The organism is Companilactobacillus farciminis KCTC 3681 = DSM 20184 (assembly GCF_002706745.1).
GTDB lineage: Bacteria > Bacillota > Bacilli > Lactobacillales > Lactobacillaceae > Companilactobacillus > Companilactobacillus farciminis.
The window spans coordinates 1381707-1399440 of the sequence record NZ_CP017702.1; the positions used below are offsets into that span (position 1 = coordinate 1381707).

13 protein-coding genes are annotated in these 17734 nt (G+C 36.0%); 9 read left to right on the forward strand and 4 right to left on the reverse strand.

What is annotated here, in order from left to right; all coding sequences use genetic code 11:
* The first annotated feature begins 8 nt into the window (after nt 1–8).
* The gene (locus tag LF20184_RS06785; protein WP_010019804.1) at nt 9–1097 is read left to right on the forward strand and encodes a carbamoyl phosphate synthase small subunit; all 1089 of its coding nucleotides are present in this window, start codon (nt 9–11) and stop codon (nt 1095–1097) included.
* On the forward strand, nt 1088–3490 hold the full coding sequence (locus LF20184_RS06790) for an ATP-binding protein (protein WP_010019805.1): 2403 nt from the start codon (nt 1088–1090) through the stop codon (nt 3488–3490). Before LF20184_RS06785 ends, LF20184_RS06790 begins: the two co-directional genes overlap by 10 nt.
* Before the next feature lie 44 nt (nt 3491–3534).
* Here the strand turns inward: LF20184_RS06790 and LF20184_RS06795 are convergent, their stop codons facing one another.
* Nucleotides 3535–5166: an Rqc2 family fibronectin-binding protein gene (locus tag LF20184_RS06795; protein ID WP_235699468.1), complete on the reverse strand. Its 1632-nt coding sequence runs from the start codon at nt 5164–5166 to the stop codon at nt 3535–3537.
* Between the two features lie 168 nt (nt 5167–5334).
* Here LF20184_RS06795 and LF20184_RS06800 point away from each other — a divergent pair, with 168 nt between their 5' ends.
* The 3 genes from LF20184_RS06800 (at nt 5335) to LF20184_RS06810 (ending at nt 10276) form a co-directional block, all read left to right on the forward strand.
* On the forward strand, nt 5335–6201 hold the full coding sequence (locus LF20184_RS06800) for a fatty acid kinase binding subunit FakB (RefSeq protein WP_010019807.1): 867 nt from the start codon (nt 5335–5337) through the stop codon (nt 6199–6201).
* A gap of 130 nt (nt 6202–6331) precedes the next feature.
* Nucleotides 6332–7585 (forward strand): CAP domain-containing protein, encoded by a 1254-nt coding sequence (locus LF20184_RS06805; RefSeq protein ID WP_010019809.1) that lies wholly within the window; start codon nt 6332–6334, stop codon nt 7583–7585.
* 183 nt (nt 7586–7768) lie between these two features.
* The gene (locus tag LF20184_RS06810) at nt 7769–10276 is read left to right on the forward strand and encodes an excinuclease ABC subunit UvrA (protein WP_056945125.1); all 2508 of its coding nucleotides are present in this window, start codon (nt 7769–7771) and stop codon (nt 10274–10276) included.
* Nucleotides 10277–10335: 59 nt separating this feature from the next.
* Here LF20184_RS06810 and LF20184_RS06815 read toward each other — a convergent pair whose 3' ends face one another.
* The gene (locus LF20184_RS06815) at nt 10336–10923 is read right to left on the reverse strand and encodes a site-specific integrase (RefSeq protein ID WP_010019812.1); all 588 of its coding nucleotides are present in this window, start codon (nt 10921–10923) and stop codon (nt 10336–10338) included.
* A 712-nt stretch (nt 10924–11635) separates the two neighbouring features.
* Between LF20184_RS06815 and ppsA the strand changes: the two genes are divergently transcribed.
* On the forward strand, nt 11636–14026 hold the full coding sequence (gene ppsA / locus LF20184_RS06820) for a phosphoenolpyruvate synthase (RefSeq protein WP_010019814.1): 2391 nt from the start codon (nt 11636–11638) through the stop codon (nt 14024–14026).
* A gap of 47 nt (nt 14027–14073) precedes the next feature.
* Here ppsA and LF20184_RS06825 read toward each other — a convergent pair whose 3' ends face one another.
* Nucleotides 14074–15336 (reverse strand): replication-associated recombination protein A, encoded by a 1263-nt coding sequence (locus LF20184_RS06825; protein ID WP_010019816.1) that lies wholly within the window; start codon nt 15334–15336, stop codon nt 14074–14076.
* A 142-nt stretch (nt 15337–15478) separates the two neighbouring features.
* On the opposite strand from LF20184_RS06825, the gene LF20184_RS06830 reads away from it, so the two are divergent.
* The 3 genes from LF20184_RS06830 to LF20184_RS06840 all read left to right on the forward strand — a co-directional run bounded on the left by LF20184_RS06830 (nt 15479) and on the right by LF20184_RS06840 (nt 16896).
* A complete protein-coding gene (locus LF20184_RS06830; RefSeq protein WP_010019817.1) occupies nt 15479–15919 on the forward strand; it encodes a GNAT family N-acetyltransferase in 441 nt (146 codons plus the stop codon).
* A gap of 83 nt (nt 15920–16002) precedes the next feature.
* Entirely contained in the window at nt 16003–16263 is a 261-nt protein-coding gene (locus LF20184_RS06835) for a type II toxin-antitoxin system Phd/YefM family antitoxin (RefSeq protein ID WP_010019818.1), read from the forward strand.
* Between the two features lie 99 nt (nt 16264–16362).
* Nucleotides 16363–16896: a TetR/AcrR family transcriptional regulator gene (locus LF20184_RS06840; protein ID WP_010019820.1), complete on the forward strand. Its 534-nt coding sequence runs from the start codon at nt 16363–16365 to the stop codon at nt 16894–16896.
* Here LF20184_RS06840 and LF20184_RS06845 read toward each other — a convergent pair.
* Nucleotides 16885–17715 (reverse strand): N-acyl homoserine lactonase family protein, encoded by an 831-nt coding sequence (locus tag LF20184_RS06845; protein WP_010019821.1) that lies wholly within the window; start codon nt 17713–17715, stop codon nt 16885–16887. The genes LF20184_RS06840 and LF20184_RS06845 overlap by 12 nt on opposite strands.
* Nucleotides 17716–17734 lie beyond the last annotated feature (19 nt).

Here is a 17734-nt window from a genome sequence, read left to right on the forward strand (position 1 = left end):
TGCTTTAGATGAAACGTTATTTAATTTTAGAAGATGGAACAGTTTTTCCTGGAGATGGTTTCGGTTCTTCTATTATTACTACTGGTCAATTAGTAATATCAAATAATCGTACGGGGATTGAACAATCGGTAACTGATCCTAATACCGAGGGTCAAATTATTGCTTTTACAATTCCTTCTGTGGGTAACTCGGGAATTAATCGTGATTTTTATGAGTCAATCAATTCGCAATGTAAGGGAGTCGTAATCGGCTCCTCTAGTTTGTCGACAGTTAATAATTCTATTTCGTTTGAAGAATGGATCACTAGTTTGAAGATTCCTGGTATTAAAAACGTCGATGTGAGAGCTTTGTCAAAACACATTGCTGAACATGGCGAAATGAAAGCTAGTATCATGGATACTCATGATGAACATGCAATCGATCAGATCAAGGCTTTAGTGTTGCCACCAGATTTAGTCAAACGAGTTTCAACTCGACAATCATATCCTAATCCTAATATGGGTCTAAAAATCGTCATCGTAGATCTTGGCTTAAAATATTCAATTTTGAGACAATTATCTTATCGAGATTGTAATTCGATTATCGTTAATTACAATTCGACAGTTGAAGAGATTGAAAATCTTCATCCGGATGGAATTATTTTTTCTAATGGACCTGGTGATCCCAAAGACTTGCCGAAGACGATCGAACGAATTCAAACCCTACAAAAGGATTATCCAATTTTAGGGATTGGCCTAGGTAGTTTATTGATAGCTCTTGCAAACGAATGTCAAATAATTCACTTACCACAGCCACATCATGAATCATCCTTAGCAGTTAAGGAAGTGGCCAGTGGCAAAATTGATTTTGTTAATCATAATCATTCTTATACTTTAGATCAGAAGTACATCGGTAGTTCTGATTTTATTGTGACTAATATTTGTGTTGCGGACGGGACTATCGAAGGAATTCGTCATGAATATTTGCCAATTATGGGAGTTTTATTTGAACCAGAAGCTGCTCCTGGACCAACCGACGGCTATTATGTATTTGATGAATTTATTGATTTGATCGAATCGGTCAAGCAACAGGAGGGAATTAGAAGTCAATGGAATTAGACGATGTACATACAATTTTAATTATCGGTCCTACTAGTAGTGATAAAAACGTTGATTTATCGACTGCTCTTTATGATACCGTTGACATCTTGCATCAACTTGGTTACAAGCTTTCGATTATCGTTGAGGATCCAACCTCCTTGTTATCATCTGGTGTCTTTTACGATAAGACGATAGTAGAAAAGGTTACTGGTGACAATGTTTTAAAATATGTTCAAAAATACCATCCCGATTCAATTTTACCGATTGTTGGAGATAGAAATGCTTTGGGAATCGTATCTAGCTTGAATGGTAAGATTGGTGAAACAAAGATTTTAGGACCTAGCTTTGCGGCTTCTTTAGCTACATTTAAGCGGGAACTATTTATCAAAAAATTAGTGCACGCTAATTTGCCAGTTATTAAATTTATTTCTTCAGACGACGAAAAAGAAATTTATAGTTTTATCCGTTCAATTGGTTTTCCTATCATTGCTAGACGTCGATACTCAAATCGTCATTCGAGTGGTTGGACGAATATCAATAACTTGTTTGAATTAGATAACTTTATGGCAATGGAAGATATCGCTGATACGAAAATTGAAATTGAACGCAGTATTCGTGGCTTCAGTGAATATTCATTTACGATTTTACGGGATCGCTACGATAATTCTTCATTAGTGGGAACGATTGAAGATATCGAACCAATTGGTATTCATCATTTGGACTCAAATTTGATTTCCCCAGCGATTTCTCTCAATGATTCTAAATTGCAACGTTTGAGAAATTTCTCTATCAAATTAGCACGAACATTCAATATCGTTGGTATTTGTACCGTCCACTTTGCTTACAATCACGCAACGAATGAATCTTATATTACCGAATTTATTCCTAGATTGAGCGAAGAGACTAAGTTTTTGGAATATGCTACAAGTTATCCCGTCGCTACAGCTGTGGCACAATTGTGTCTAGGATATCATCTGGATAAATTGCAACTAGATGCTGGAAATTACTTTAACGGTGCAACGGAACCTTTCGTGGATCACATAACGTCTCGCTTCCCACAGTGGACGACTAATGATCAAAGATACTTGGGTCCAAGTAAGACTTCAAACTCTAGTATTGTCGTCAATGGCTTTAGCTTAGAGGAGGTTTTGAATAAAGGTGCTCTAAACGACAAGCTAAATAACAATTTCAATCGCTATAATGAATTACGCAAATTAGACGATGATGAACTATTTGAAAAAATCATTCACCCTACTAATTGGATGCTTGATGTTTTGTCAGAAGCTTTGAGAAGAAAATTTGAAAAGCCGGTTCTATCAGAAATTACTGGCATTAATATGCCTTATTTAACAGCGTTGCAAAATATCATTGACAACAGCTTGATTATTCGTGAAGGCGAGATTGACGGTAACAATGTAGAGCACATGGTCAATATGGGTGTTAAAGGTGTTGGTCATTCGAAATTGTTGCTCGACAGTCCAGATATCGTAACGAAAACTGTCGTTAAGAATAAACAGGCAGTATCGGTAGCTAACAATGATTTTATTAATCACAATTATTTTGTAACGAGTGGTATCAGCAATGAACTGCAATTGAGCGACCGAATGAAGATAGTCGTTAGAACGCCAATTATCACTTCTAAAACTGATATTATGATTCGTCAGTTCGTTTTGTTTCAACTAGCAAAATCAATTGATCAAAACGGATTAGAACCGATTATTATTGGTCGTGAGCCTTGGAATGCACCGTTGTCGATGCGTCGAAAAGTAGTCGAGATTGACGATCCACATATGGAGATGAAAAATCTTGGCTTGATAGCAAATGACAGTGTATTAAATATCATTGATCTTTCTAAGAATTTGATTGAGACTGATGACAAACGAGTTTTCCAATTTAGCGCTCAAGAGTTAAAGAATCTAAAATTGAGTGGTAATACTTCAGTCAGAGTAATGGTAGTAAGCGATGGAGAGAACTTTTTGGCTCCATCAGTAATCTATCAAGCTAAACGTGATGGACATTTGTATGAGATCAGTTCGGTAAATCAATTTATGACAGTTGAAGATCGTGCTAGTATTTCTCGTCTCATTAGACAAGAACTGGAAAACGATGAAAAGGTCGATATTTATAATTTTGAATTAGTGAAGAACAACGACCATTGGTTGATGACTAAGAAATATCGTGGTATGACCAATGATATCATCCGCCATGAGTTAGCAAGTTCCGTGCACGTGATTGATACTTTGGTAAAATTATTGCTTGGAAATAAGATAGGCGATGATTTGACCTTAGAGAAGATCTTCGATAATTTCGACAATCGATATTTATTGACGATTGATTCAAAACGTTACCAATTACTTGATGAAGAAGAAACTAAGACTGAACTATCCAAATTAAGAAAAAATGAAAAATAAAAAGACAATGATTTCATTTAAAATAGATGAAATCATTGTCTTTTTTAGTTTTCTTTTAGTGATTCAACTAACTTGCGGTCAGGATCGACTAAAATTGTTTTTTGACCTTCAAAAATTACAAAGCCGGGTTTAGCACCGTTAGGCTTTCTAATATGCTTGATCTGAACGTAATCTACTGGAACTTTGCTAGAATCACGTGCCTTTGAATAGTAGGCAGCAATCGTTGCCGCTTGAGTAATAGAATCCTCGTCAGGAGTGCTAGTCTTTAAGATAACGTGAGAGCCAGGGATGTTCTTAACGTGGAACCAGTAATGATTCTTTTGAGCTAGTTTCATCGTCAATTGGTCGTTTTCCAAGTTATTCTTACCAACAGTAATTTCAATGCCATTAGTAGTCTGGAAGTTTTCACCAATCTTTTTCTTACGCTTCTTACGAGCATTCTTACGTTTCTTCTTGATATAGCCTGAAGAAATCAACTCTTCAACGATACCGTCAACGTCTTCAATATCAACATACTCTAAGGAAGCCAATACAGATTCTAAGTAATTTACTTCATTAGTAGTAATTTCTAGTTGTTCGTTGATGTGAGGGATAGAATTTTGCAACTTACGATACTTTTTATAATAGCTTTGAGCATTCATAGAAGGGGAGTACTCTGGATTAAGCTTGATTGTGACCTCTTCATTATTGTAATAATTGGTCAAAGTTATCGAACTGCTACCGTGCTTGATTTGTGACATATAAGTCGTTAATAATTCGCCGTAAAGGTTGTATTTACTCATAACGTCAGTTTTTTTCAACTGCTGATTGAGTTTTTTGATCTTAGATTTATCTTTTTTCAAGATAATATCTAAACGATGGGTAATACTCTTAGTCTGCTGTTCGATTCGATCTAATCTAGCTTTGTCCAAATAGAAATTATCCAGTAATTCGCCCAAACTAGGATAAGCCGTAACTTCAGTAGTAGTGCTGTTGAAACTAATTGGGAAGAAACCTAATTTATTCTTATCGTTAGATTTTGCTGCATTGGGATGAATTTGATTTTGATAAAGTTCGGTGAAATCTGCTAAGTTGTGACCAGCTTCGATGAAGTCAGCTAATTCTTTTGAAGTATCCAAACCGATTCCCTCGAATTTAGCACGTAAATCACTAGCTGACAATCCTTTACCCGTCTCACTAGTCTCAAAGGGATTGATTTTGTTTTGAGCAGGTGGCAACTTGTAATCGTCTCCCGGTAATAATCCTCGATAACTGTTGTTTTCTGGTGAAACACGTTTGATCAAGTCAACAATTTTACCAGTTTCTTTACTTACCAAGAAAATATTACTGTGACGAGCCATGATTTCAGTGATCAATGTGTATTCGTGAATATCACCAAGTTCATTTTTAGCTGATAAATCGATCATGACCACTCGGTCGTTATTTAATTGGCGAAAATCTTGGACGATTGCACTCGTAATATACTTACGTAAAGACATGACAAAAGTCGAAGGTTTAGCCGGATTAGCAAAAGGTTGATCAGTAATTTGTACGCGAGCATAATTGGGATGCGCCGATAACAAAAGTTGACGATTTTTCCGATTGCTACGTACTGTTAGAATCAATTCGTTAGCGAATGGCTGTTGGATTTTACTGATACGACCACCGCTGAGATTCTGATTTAATTCGTTTACCATCGCGTGGGTAAACATTCCGTCAAAAGACATATATATAATTTCCTTTCTAAAAATACCTGAGAATTTCTGAAACTTTTATGTTGTAACAAATATAAAAGTGAATGAGTATGATATAATCTAATGGTTATACAATCATTATACGTAACCAAACAAGGAATTGATAAATTTATGAAAATAGCCATTGTAACTGATAGCACATCTTATTTGCCACAAGAAATAGTCGATAAATATCATATAACAGTTGTACCGATTGAGGTAGTATTTAATACTAAAACTTATCGAGAAGACATCGATATTACTACATCTGAGTTTTATGATTTATTACAAGAATCACCAGAACTACCTTCAACGGCTCAACCTTCTCTTGGTGAAATGATGAACGTATACGATAAATTGGCTAAAGAAGGCTATGATAACGTAATTTCGATTCATTTAGCAAGCACAATTTCTGGATTTGTTAATAATCTAAAGAGTGCTGCTCAAACTATCGACGACATTAACGTCGTGGTTTATGATTCACATATCACCGTTCGCTTAATGGGTTATTTAGCTCAAGAGGCTGCCAAAATGGCTCAAGAAGACAAACCACTAGATGAAATCATCGCTCGCTTAGACTCATTGAGAGCATCGATTGGTGAATCATTCGTCGTGGATGATCTAAAGAACTTAGTTAAAGGTGGCAGACTTTCCAATGCTTCTGCAGTAATTGGTACTGTCTTAAATATTAAACCTTTATTGGAATTTGACAACCAAACTCATGCAATCGTGGCTTATGATAAGGTTCGATCCATGAAAAAAGCTAAATTAAAGGCTGAAGAAAAACTGGCTAATGCGATGCAAGATGCTGATTATCCATTGAGATTATTAGTTATCGATGCTGATGATAAAGAAGCCGGTGACCGTTGGGCAGAAGAGTTAAAAGAAAAGTATCCAGACAACACTTTGGAACGTTCATACTTTGGACCAGTTATTGGAGCTCATCTCGGTAAGGGAGCGCTTGCAATTGCTTGGATCAGGGATTTTGATAAATCATAATTTAAAGCCGAAAGGCTTTTTTATTTTACCGTAATAATATAAAATATTTATTATAAGTAATGCTTTATTAATAACCTGATTGAGTTAAAATGAATGTATTCAGTATTATCACAGTGAAAAGGGGAGTATCATGTTTTCGAAAACTAAGAAAACGGCTATTCTACTAGCCGCCAGCGCACTTCTTGCAACAAGTCTAGGAGGAAATCTCGCCTATGCAGATACGACTGCTACGACAGATCCTACAGTATCAAACACTACTGCAAACAACGATAATTCTAGTGTAGCAACTGCCACAAATGACAATAATCAAGAAAACGTTGTTAAAAACAGTACTACTAATGATAATCAAGCAACTTCAAGTACGGACAATTCTGAAACTACCGGTACTGCCACTACTCAAGCTAGTTATCAAAAAATCGATACGGCCGCTGTTCGTGTAGCTATGTTGGCTGAATTGAATCGTCTACGTGCCCAAAACAATTTACAACCACTAACTTCAGTAAATACCTTGAATGCCTATGCTCAAAGCAGAACTGATAGTTTTCTTGGTTCTGGTGGTGTCGACAATCATGCCGGTTGGAATTCAGCTAACATGTATCCATACAATTTAACAGCTGAAGAAAATATTGCCCAAATGCCATATTCAATGCTTGGTACAACAGATCCAACTGTTATTGCCCAAAAGATTACTAACGAATTTTATAGCGAAATGTATGATCCTGAACCAAATTATGGTCACAGAAAAAACATGTTAAATCCTTATGTGAACTTTGTTGGTATCGGAGTAAGTATCGCTGACAACGGTATGGTTTACTTCTCACAAGAAATGGGAAATAATCAAGAAACTTATAGTAAGTACGATGCTAGTGACGTTTACGCCTACTACCTAACTAACGACAATGATTACGCTAATGTTTCCCAATATGACATTGCGGATGCTAAAAAGACTGATGCTGATTATCAAAATAGAGATAATTACAAGACAGCTGATCTTCGTGGTGGTGTGACAACTAAGAATCAAGTAACTCATTTATATGATCGTTACGGAGCACAGAGAACTGATTTGGCTTTGGCACCAAATAGTGAATGGATTTCCGATATGATTGCTATCATTGATGGTAATTTCTATTATCACGTATGTACTAACGGTTTTGTAGCCGCTAACGATGCTTTGCCTTGGGCAACATTCTTAGCTGGCTCAACTGTTAGAACAACAGCTAATGCTAAAATTTATGATAATGCTGGTAACTACACTGGTAACACCGTAAACAATGGTACAGAATGGATTGTTGACCGTCGTGCTGTTAATCCGTTGACTAATGTTAAGATGTATCGTATTGGTACTAACGCTTGGATTCAACAAAATCAATTACAACAATTGTAAAAGTATAAGGAGACCTCAGTTGGTTTCCTTATTTTTTTGACTAATTATTTATAATTATCTTTAGAAAGTCCAGTTTCCGATTAAAAATTGTCTTAATTGAAATGTGATTGTATAATTTACACTGTCATATAGAAATATAATTAGTTGTTAAATCATTATTCATAAAAAGGAAGTATTGATTGTATGGATAAAAAAATTGAGGTTCGAGGAGGAAAGGTCAACAATTTGAAAAATATCAATGTTGACATCCCTTTGAATAAATTTGTAGCTATTTCTGGACCATCTGGATCGGGGAAAAGCTCGTTAGCCATGGGTATCTTGTATGCTGAGGGTTCGAGAAGATACTTGGAAGCTTTATCGACCTATACGAGAAGACGAATCAGTCAAAGCAAGCGTTCAGACGTTCAAGAAGTTAAGCACATTCCATCTGCCATTGCTCTACGTCAACGTCCAGGAGTTCCTTCCGAAAGATCGACCGTTGGTTCGATGAGTGAGATTTTTAATGTCGTCAGATTGATTTTTTCACGTTTAGGATCAACGATTTGTCCAAATGGTCATCGAATAGAACCAAGTCTTAAAATAGCTCAAGCAATGGATTTGCCAGGAGACCGTATGGGAGTAATCACTTGTCCCGTCTGTGGTGTCGAATTCATGGCTAAGGCAGCTGAAGATTTTGCCTTTAACTCTGGTGGTGCCTGTGTTCAATGTCACGGTACTGGTAAAATTCGTGAATTGGATGAAAGAAAGTTGATTGGTGATGAGTCGTTAAGCCTTGATCAAGGAGTGGTTGCTTCTTGGCATCTTCCCGGCAGAAATTTCATGCCAACAGTTGCAGCAACTTTAGGTGTAAGAACCGATGTTCCATATAAGGATTTGACCGATAAAGAAAAAAATATCGTTTTACATGGTGAAAAGAAACAATATTCAGTTGATTTTAGAACTTCTACCGGTCGTGTTTTTCACACTGATAAAACACTATATGAAAATGCTTATGAAGCAGTTTACGACTCCTTAAAGACAGTTAAAAGTGAACGTTCTATTAACAAAATTAACCAATTCTTTCATTTTTCGACTTGTCCAACTTGTCACGGAACACGTCTGAATCCCGAATTGTTGACACAAATCGTGGGTAAGAAGAATATTGCGGAAGTTTCTGATTTGACTCTTGGTAATCTCAATGAATGGGAAACACAGACAAAATCAGAACTACCTCAAGAATTACAAGCTATGGCTAGAGTACTTTTTAAAAACTTGCATGACACCTTACAGCCACTGCTCGATTTGGGATTAGATTATTTAACCTTATCGAGAAATGGTAATACTTTGTCGACGGGTGAATTACAACGAATTCAATTAGCAAAGACATTGAGAACAGAAACGACCGGAGTACTTTACGTCTTGGATGAACCTTCGATTGGACTGCATCCTGATAACGTTAAAGGTCTGATCAATATTTTTCATAAATTGATTGATCAAGGAAATTCTTTAGTAGTCGTTGATCATGAAGTCGATATCATCAGTGCTGCTGACTGGGTGATTGAAATTGGTCCTGGTTCTGGGGATGCAGGTGGAAACGTTATCGCTCAAGGTACTCCTCAAGAGTTAATTCATGATGAGAATTCATTAATTGGTCCATTTATCTCTGGAAAAGCTGATATCATGCATGAAAAAGTTTCTTCAAAGAAAAATGCGACAGATTTATCAACTAATTTTGAAGTTAAAGACTATTTCAATTTGCACGATATCTCAGCTTCAATACCGGGAAATAAAATAACCGCTATTACTGGGTTTTCTGGAGCTGGAAAGACTAGTTTGATTTTAGATAGTTTAGTACCGGCTATCGAAGACAAGAAAAATAAGCAAGCATTACCCAAACAAGTTGTCAAACTAGATACCAAATTAACTAATGTCGTCAGTATCGATGCCAAACCCGTTGGTAAAAATACTAGATCAAGTTTAGCGACTTATACGACAATCATGGATAATTTGAGACGAATGTTTGCTGATTTACCTGAATCTAAAGCCAGAAAATATACTATTTCAAATTTTTCCTACAATAATAAACAAGGTGCTTGTGAACACTGTGGTGGTATTGGAAAAATTTCACTAGATATTCAATATCTTCCCGATATGGTAGAAGTTTGCCCATATTGTCATGGCAATCGTTTTAAAGATGAGATTCAACAAATTCACTGGCACGGTTACTCTATTGTCGATTTACTCAATTTATCAGTTAAAGATGCATTAAAGGTTTTTGAATCCGTTCCAAAAATTGAGAAACAATTAAAGTTATTGGACGAAATCGGACTAAATTACTTGCATCTCGGCGAAAGCACTCCAGAATTATCAGGTGGGGAAGCTCAACGTTTGAAATTAGTTAATCATTTGACTGGCAAGCAGGATAAAACGATGTTTGTCTTTGATGAACCATCAGTTGGTTTACATCCTATCGATGTCCAAACGTTACTCGGTGTCATGAATAAATTAAAATCTCAAGGTGCAACGATCATTATCATTACTCACGATTTAGATTTGATGACTAATGCCGATTACTTAATTGATCTAGGTCCAAAGGGTGGTGCTGCTGGTGGTAAATTAATGGCCGCTGGTAAGCCAAGTGAGCTAGTCAAAAATGCATCAAGTTTAACAATTGATTATTTAAAAGAACATTTTCAAAAGTTTAATTTATAGTATTTTAAATAAAAAGACAGACCTAACAAGATTAATGTTGGGTCTGTCTTTTTGCTTAATTATCCAAAGTCAACTTGATCAAGCATTTGTTCACGTGATTCTTGGTCTAATCCTAAATAAGCTAAAGTCATTTGCTGACTAGAATGATTTAACAAACGCATGACTAAAGCAATATTGTAATTGGATTGAATGTAGACACGATAAGCGCCAGTTTTTCTCATCGTATGCGTGCCTAAATAATTAATTCCTAATAAATCTCCAGTCTTTGCCATGATTTTATAAAATTGCTTTTCCGAAACGTGTCGATTAGGTCTTTGCATCGAAGGGAAGAGCCATTCTGAATTAATGTGATTTTCCAAAAGCCATTTTTGATAAATTAGTAAATCACGTTTAATTGGTCGCAAATACAAAGTATTCGGTTTACCAGTTTTTTTGTCATGGATATAGGCGTTCTTTCGTAACTCATCATACTCGTCAAAAACATCACTGTACTTCAAAGACATGACATCAGAAACTCGAAGTAGAGTTGCCTTGCCAGTCTGAAAAATTGTGTAGTTACGACGACCATATTTAAAATTCCTTAGTAACGTATTTTTAACTTCATTCAAGATATTTGTATCTTTTATAGGTAAAACTAGCTGTTTCATAGCTCCTCCATCATGGGGACTATTATTTAGTTATATTAATAAATAACCCCTACCATTTTATTGTAGTTTTTAAGTGCTGATACGTCAACGTTTTACAGGGGTTATTATTTACAAATAGCCCCCGTTTTTGCCCGAAAAAGGTGATTTTTAAGAATATGGATTGTATGGTCAAGTTCATTTGTCAGACCACCAACTATACACAAGTGATTCATAGAATGCGTCTCTCAGACATGAGCTATTTTTTGTTAACTGACGACAAATTAAAGATAGAAATAGTCTTAAAAATAAACGATTCTTTAACTAAAGCTGCAAAATTTATCCATACAAATTTAAACAGCGAGATCATTATTGCTTCTAAATGCATACCAACAAATTCCTCCTCATATAATCATGTTTTTGAAGAAAAAATTGATGAAATTGAGTTCAAAAATTTGCATATTGTGAAACAATTAATTTGCAAGAAACAAAATATATTTTTTGTCTCAATCAATACCAATCATTCGTAATCACCGACTTATTGTAGAAATATAGTAGTCTCAACGAGGTTATACCAATTGAAACGTTCAAAAGGAATCATAAAATTTTTGATAGAAAAACATAAAATAGGGTAACATTTTGTTACAAAGTGAACTATAATAAAGTTGTGGTTGAAAGCGGTTACATTTCAGCTTTTAGAAAGATTCAAGGGAAAAATCAAAAGGAGGTAATATTTATGAGTAGTCGTGATACTGCTAACGTTTTATGGTTTGATGAGTTACATCGGGAAGATGTTAATTTAGTAGGAGGAAAGTCTTCTTCACTTGGAGAAATGACTTCTTCGATGGATGTACCTGTGCCTTATGGCTTTGCGACAACCGCACGTGCATATCAACATTTTATGGCTCAAACAGGTTTAAACGACAAGGTTAACGCATTGCTTGAGGGTATCAAGGACTACGAAAATTCAGATGAACTACATGCAACATGTGAAAAGATCAGAAACTTAATTGTTGGAGCAAAGATGCCTGACGATTTGGCTAAAGATATCGAAAAGGCATATGCTGACTTATCTGAAAAAGTTGGACAAGACAATCCATTTGTTGCTATCAGATCTTCTGCTACAGCTGAGGATTTGCCAAATGCATCATTTGCTGGTCAACAAGAATCTTATCTAAATATTAAGGGAGCTGCTGATGTAGTTAACCGTGTACAACAATGTTATTCTTCACTATTTACAGATCGTGCAACATATTATAGACACAAGCAACACTTCCCACATGAAAAAGTTGCTTTGTCAGCTGCAGTTCAAATGATGGTCTTCTCAAAGGCTTCAGGTATTATGTTCTCAGTTAACGTTGCTAATGGTGACGCATCTAAGATCGTTATCGACTCAATCAACGGTTTGGGTGAATACATCGTTTTAGGTAAAGTTACACCTAACCACTTCGTTGTCGACAAACAATCAATGAAGATCGATGAAAAGAACGTCGTAAAACAAACTATCCAATTGGAAAGAGATACTAATGGAGGAACTGTTGAAACAGCTGTTCCTGAAGAATTACAAGAAAAACAAGTTCTTACTGACGAACAAGTTATCGAATTAGCTGGATATGCTAAGGAAATTGAACGTCACTATGGCTGCTACATGGATATGGAATTTGCTTTGGACAAGAACACAAATCGTCTTTGGATCGTTCAAGCTCGTCCAGAAACGGTTTGGTCACAAAAGAAAAAGAAGAAGGATGATGACGAAGATCTAGTAGCTGAATCAGATGCTAAAGTTGTAGTTCGTGGTTTACCTGCTAGTCCTGGAGTTGCCAGTGGTGTTGTTCACGTAATCGACTCTCCAGATGACATTGATAAATTCAAGGAAGGCGAAGTCTTAGTAACATTGATGACATCTCCTGACTGGGTTCCAGCTATGAAGAAAGCTGCTGCTATCGTAACTAACAATGGTGGTATGACTTGTCACGCTGCTATCGTTTCAAGAGAAATGCAGATTCCTTGTATCGTTGGTACTAAGAGTAAAGGCCAAGCCGCTACAGAATCATTTAATACTGGCGATGTAATTACAGTTGATGCTACAAACGGTATTGTTTATGCCGGCAAAGTGGAAGGAATCGCTAAGAAGAAAGAAAGCAATGCATCTGCTGGCCAAGTAGTAGCTGCTGAAACATTTGCTCCAACAGGAACTCGTGTCATGATGAACTTAGGTGACCCAGACTTAGCTGAGAAGTACTCAACATTACCAGCTGATGGTATTGGTCTAATGAGAGAAGAGTTCTTGTGGACTACGTTCATTCACGAACACCCACTATACTTGATCGAACAAGGCCATCCAGAAAAAGTTGTTAATATGTTGGCTGATGGTATTTCTAAAGTTGCTCGTGCCATGGCTCCAAGACCAGTTGTCCTACGTCTATCAGACTTCAAGTCCAGTGAATATCGTAACCTCAAAGGTGGAGACAAGTATGAACCACATGAGCCAGCTGACTTGTTAGGTTGGCGTGGTGCTTCACGTTACTATGATCCTAAGTACATTGAAGCCTTCAAACTAGAACTTGGTGCTGTTAAGAAAGTTCGTAACGAATTTGGTTTGAAGAATTTGAACATCATGATTCCATTTGTCAGAACTGTTGATGAAGCTAGAAAAGTTACCGATATTATTAAAGGCGAAGGCTTGATTCGTGGCGATGACTTCAAGGTTTACATGATGGCTGAAATTCCAACAAACATTATTTTGGCTGACCAATTCAATCAATACGTTGATGGTTACTCAATCGGTTCAAACGACTTGGCAATGTTAATTCTAGGCTGCGATAGAAATAACGATACTGTTTCAAGATTGTTTGACGAACGTAACTTAGCTGTAAAACGTGCAATTAATCACTTGATCAAGACAGCTCATAAAGATGGCAAGACAGTTTCAATCTGTGGACAAGCTCCATCAGAGTATCCAGACTTTACAGACTTCTTGATTCGTTGTGGTATTGATTATGTATCAGTTAACCCTGACATGGTCAAGACTACAAAACGTAATGTTGCTCACTTTGAACAAAGAATTATGCTCGACAAGGCAACAGGACGTGGATTACTTGATCCTAACGATTACGGTTGGGAATAAATAAATAGTCAAAAGAATACCTCCATGAATTGGGGGTATTTTTTTGACTATTTTTTGTAGTCTTCATGATAAATGAATTTATGCAATTTTAAGTATTGTTCGCCAAATTTCTTCTCACTGTCATTATTTTTAGGGTAATAGTAACGCTTACCAGTAAATCCTTCAGGCATGTAGTTTTGAGAAGCAATTTGAAATGGCTGGGCGAAAGGACTCGTGAACAGACCTCCGCCAGTGATCTCTTCTGAATGCTTGTAGTGGGCATCGCGTAAACCTTTTGGCATTGGATGCAAATTAGGATGTTCAGTATCTTTGTCTAACAATTCCCAAGTTTGGTCAAAAGAACCGGATTTCGGTGACAGACACATTAACATCGTTGCAAACATCAACGGATATTTAGCTTTAGGCATGCCAATTTTTTCCGCTTGGTTAGCCGCAATCACTATTTGGGTGGCTTGTTGAGGATTAGCCAAACCAATATAAGTGTAGGGGATTTCTCGTAATCTTCTGACAACAGACGGTAGGTCGTTGTTCTTTAGAAGGACAGTTAAATAATACAAAGCGGCGTCAGTATCAGAACCAGCCATCGAATCAGAATAAGCTGATAAATAATCGTAATGTTTGGTAGCTTTTTTGTCGTAGCTGAAATGTTGCTGCTTAGCAAATCGTTTGACGTCTTTGACAGTTATTTTGTCAGGATTGATGGCGTGAATCGTTTCCAAGATATTTAAGGCAATTCTTAAATCGCCACCAGAAGAAATAGCAATCAACTTTAAAGAATCGGCTTCAATTTGATCTTCTTTTAATTTGAAAATCTCATCAGTAGCTCGTTTCAAAGTTTTGGTAATATCTTCAGTACCTAGCGGTTTAAACTCAAAGATTTGACATCTTGAGCGAATGGCGGGAACAATTGACATGATAGGATTCTCAGTCGTTGAGCCAATTAACATGATATGACCATTTTCTAAATATGGCAATAAGAAATCTTGTAACGTTTTGTTCATCCGATGAATTTCATCAATCAATAAGACAAAAGACTGATAAGGGTAGGTGTCGATCGATTGTGTTAGTTGAGCTTTATTGTCAGTCGAAGCATTGAATGAAACGAAAGGATATTTGTATTTTTTGGCGATAATTCTTGCCAAACTAGTTTTTCCAGTCCCGGGAGGTCCCCAGAGAATCAAAGGGATGTTGACAGTTTTATCAATTATTTGGCGAAGTGGTTGACCGGTTTTTAAGAGATCTTGTTGACCGACCATTTGTTCCAATTTAGTAGGACGCATTTGATCAGCTAGGGGTGTTTTGAATGCCAAGATTAATTTCCTTTCATTATTATTGATATAGAAATTGTAACTCAAAAAGAAATTATGGTAAAAGCGTTTGTTGTTTGACGTGCATAGACATGTAACTTATATTTAGAATGCAAATGAGTAAATTAGGATACAGGAGATAGAAATGAAGATTAAAGAGGTAGAAGATAGACCCCAAGCATTGATTGAGCAATTATTAATAGCGTGGGAAAGTTCCGTAAAAGCAACACATCTGTTTTTGTCAGAAAATGAAATAGAAAGTATTAAGAAATATGTACCACAAGCACTAAAGCAAATACCACATTTAATTATTGTAGAAAACAAAAATCAAGTTCCTGTTGGCTTTATGGGGATTGAAAACCAGCACCTTGAAATGCTCTTTGTTTCTAACGAAGAAAGAGGAAAAGGCTTAGGTAAAAAATTGTTGAACTACGGAATAGAACAATATTCAGTCAATGATCTAGCTGTTAATGAACAAAATCCACTTGCTAAAGGTTTTTACGAACATATGGGATTTGAAGTATATAAAAGAACCAATCGAGATGAACAAGGTAATCCATATCCACTTCTATATATGAAATTGTAATGTGGGAAAAGCGTTTGTTGTTTGACGTAATTAAATACAAATCTCATACTAGAGGATATAAAAGTGTAGGGGGAAATCATGCAATGAGAAGAATGACTAATCCTATTCAAGCAAAAAAAGACTTTTATAAAATTATTAAATTCGTAAACGAACCCCCCACACCTGTAGAAATAAATGGCAGAACAGAAGATGAGAGTGCAGTTATTATGAGTGCTAAAGATTATAAATCATTACAGGAAACACTCTACTTAATGAATGACGGTACGCTCAATAAAGTTCATACGGTTATCGACAATTCTGATGAAATTGACATAACAAATGATGCTGATTGGAATAAACTTTAAAAATAATTACTAGTAAAAAACTTCACTAAAAATCCTAATATGTGATAATCGGATTCGTTAGTGAAGTCTTTTTAGTTTTAATAATGGGAAGTAACTTTAATGACAGAAGATTTAAGAATCATAAAAACAATTCGAGATATTCAAATAGGCTTTATTGAGCTTTTACAAACTAAATCGTTCGATAAAATTACCGTTAACGATATTTGTAAAACTAGTTTAGTTGGTAGAAGTACTTTTTACCATCATTATACTGACAAATATGATTTGTTAGAGCGGATGATTCAAGAGCAGGTCGATATATTTGATCAATTACTTTTTAATCGCATGCAAGAGATTGACCAAGATAGACTTCTGATAGAACTTTATGATGGTTTAAATAAAGATACCCGAGTTATTATCACTTTATTAAAAATACCGCTGGAAAAGGGTTCTTTGAAATCATTTTACTTAAAATCACTTAAAAAATACTTTTCAAAAATAGCCCCACAATTAAACTTAAAAGTACCTGATGATTTTTTAGGTGATTTTTACGCCAACAGTGCGTTAACTTCGATCATTTGGTCCTTAAAAAATGGTCATCAAGATGAAATTGCTGAATTTATGAACGATTTGGTGAGAAAATTAATAAGGTAATTCAATTGTTTGTTGATCAACTTTGGTATCATGATTGGCAATTGCCGCAATACAGTTATCCTTGTGAGCTTGTTCTCTGACCCAGCCTAGAGAAGTTATAGCTTTTTTACGACTAGTACAAATACCAGGCGTTAACATCCTTTCCCAAGACATAGATGAGTAACCGGTGTCTGCTGCTAATAGGACAAATTTGCCATCACTACCTTGAATTCTAGTAGCTGACATACCTGAAGCATGCCCTGGAGTATGAATTTGAACAATACTGCCGTCACCAAACAAATCAAAACTTTCGTTAAAAGGACCAATGTCAGTATGATCGTATTGGTATGTTTGAAGATTGACACCTTTCCATTCATGAGGTAAATAAACCATTGGCAATTTGTTAGCAATTCTTAATTCTGGTTCGGATACGAGGATATTTTTAGCATCCTTGACTTGTTTTAAACCGCTGACGTGATCACAATGCAAATGACTCAATAATAAGTAATCGATATCTGAAGGCTTGTAACCCAAAGCAGCTAATCTTTCATCAACTGACCAGCCCATTGGCAAATATCCAGTGTTAATTTGAACTTGTGGACCTAGCTCTTTCCAATTGCTTTGTCTTACTAATTTATTCCAACCAGTATCGATTAAAATCAACCCATGGGGATGTTCAATTAAATAACTGGAAACGGGTAAAATCACTTGATTTTTTTCTGAACGAAATAGACCAGTGAATGCTAAAGGATTACGATATTCGCCATGGAAGGGTAGTGCTCTGTCTACTTTTACTAAACCAGTGTGTAGAATGTGAATTTTGATTTTTTGATTAGTCATTTGTTTGCCTCGACTTCTT

Bases quoted from the DNA above. Each gene is read 5' to 3' on its own strand.
- LF20184_RS06785 (WP_010019804.1), top strand. From the start codon at position 9: ATGAAACGTTATTTAATTTTAGAAGATGGAACAGTTTTTCCTGGAGAT.
- LF20184_RS06790 (WP_010019805.1), top strand. From the start codon at position 1,088: ATGGAATTAGACGATGTACATACAATTTTAATTATCGGTCCTACTAGT.
- LF20184_RS06795 (WP_235699468.1), bottom strand. From the start codon at position 5,166: ATGGTAAACGAATTAAATCAGAATCTCAGCGGTGGTCGTATCAGTAAA.
- LF20184_RS06800 (WP_010019807.1), top strand. From the start codon at position 5,335: ATGAAAATAGCCATTGTAACTGATAGCACATCTTATTTGCCACAAGAA.
- LF20184_RS06805 (WP_010019809.1), top strand. From the start codon at position 6,332: ATGTTTTCGAAAACTAAGAAAACGGCTATTCTACTAGCCGCCAGCGCA.
- LF20184_RS06810 (WP_056945125.1), top strand. From the start codon at position 7,769: ATGGATAAAAAAATTGAGGTTCGAGGAGGAAAGGTCAACAATTTGAAA.
- LF20184_RS06815 (WP_010019812.1), bottom strand. From the start codon at position 10,923: ATGAAACAGCTAGTTTTACCTATAAAAGATACAAATATCTTGAATGAA.
- ppsA (WP_010019814.1), top strand. From the start codon at position 11,636: ATGAGTAGTCGTGATACTGCTAACGTTTTATGGTTTGATGAGTTACAT.
- LF20184_RS06830 (WP_010019817.1), top strand. From the start codon at position 15,479: ATGAAGATTAAAGAGGTAGAAGATAGACCCCAAGCATTGATTGAGCAA.
- LF20184_RS06835 (WP_010019818.1), top strand. From the start codon at position 16,003: ATGAGAAGAATGACTAATCCTATTCAAGCAAAAAAAGACTTTTATAAA.
- LF20184_RS06840 (WP_010019820.1), top strand. From the start codon at position 16,363: ATGACAGAAGATTTAAGAATCATAAAAACAATTCGAGATATTCAAATA.
- LF20184_RS06845 (WP_010019821.1), bottom strand. From the start codon at position 17,715: ATGACTAATCAAAAAATCAAAATTCACATTCTACACACTGGTTTAGTA.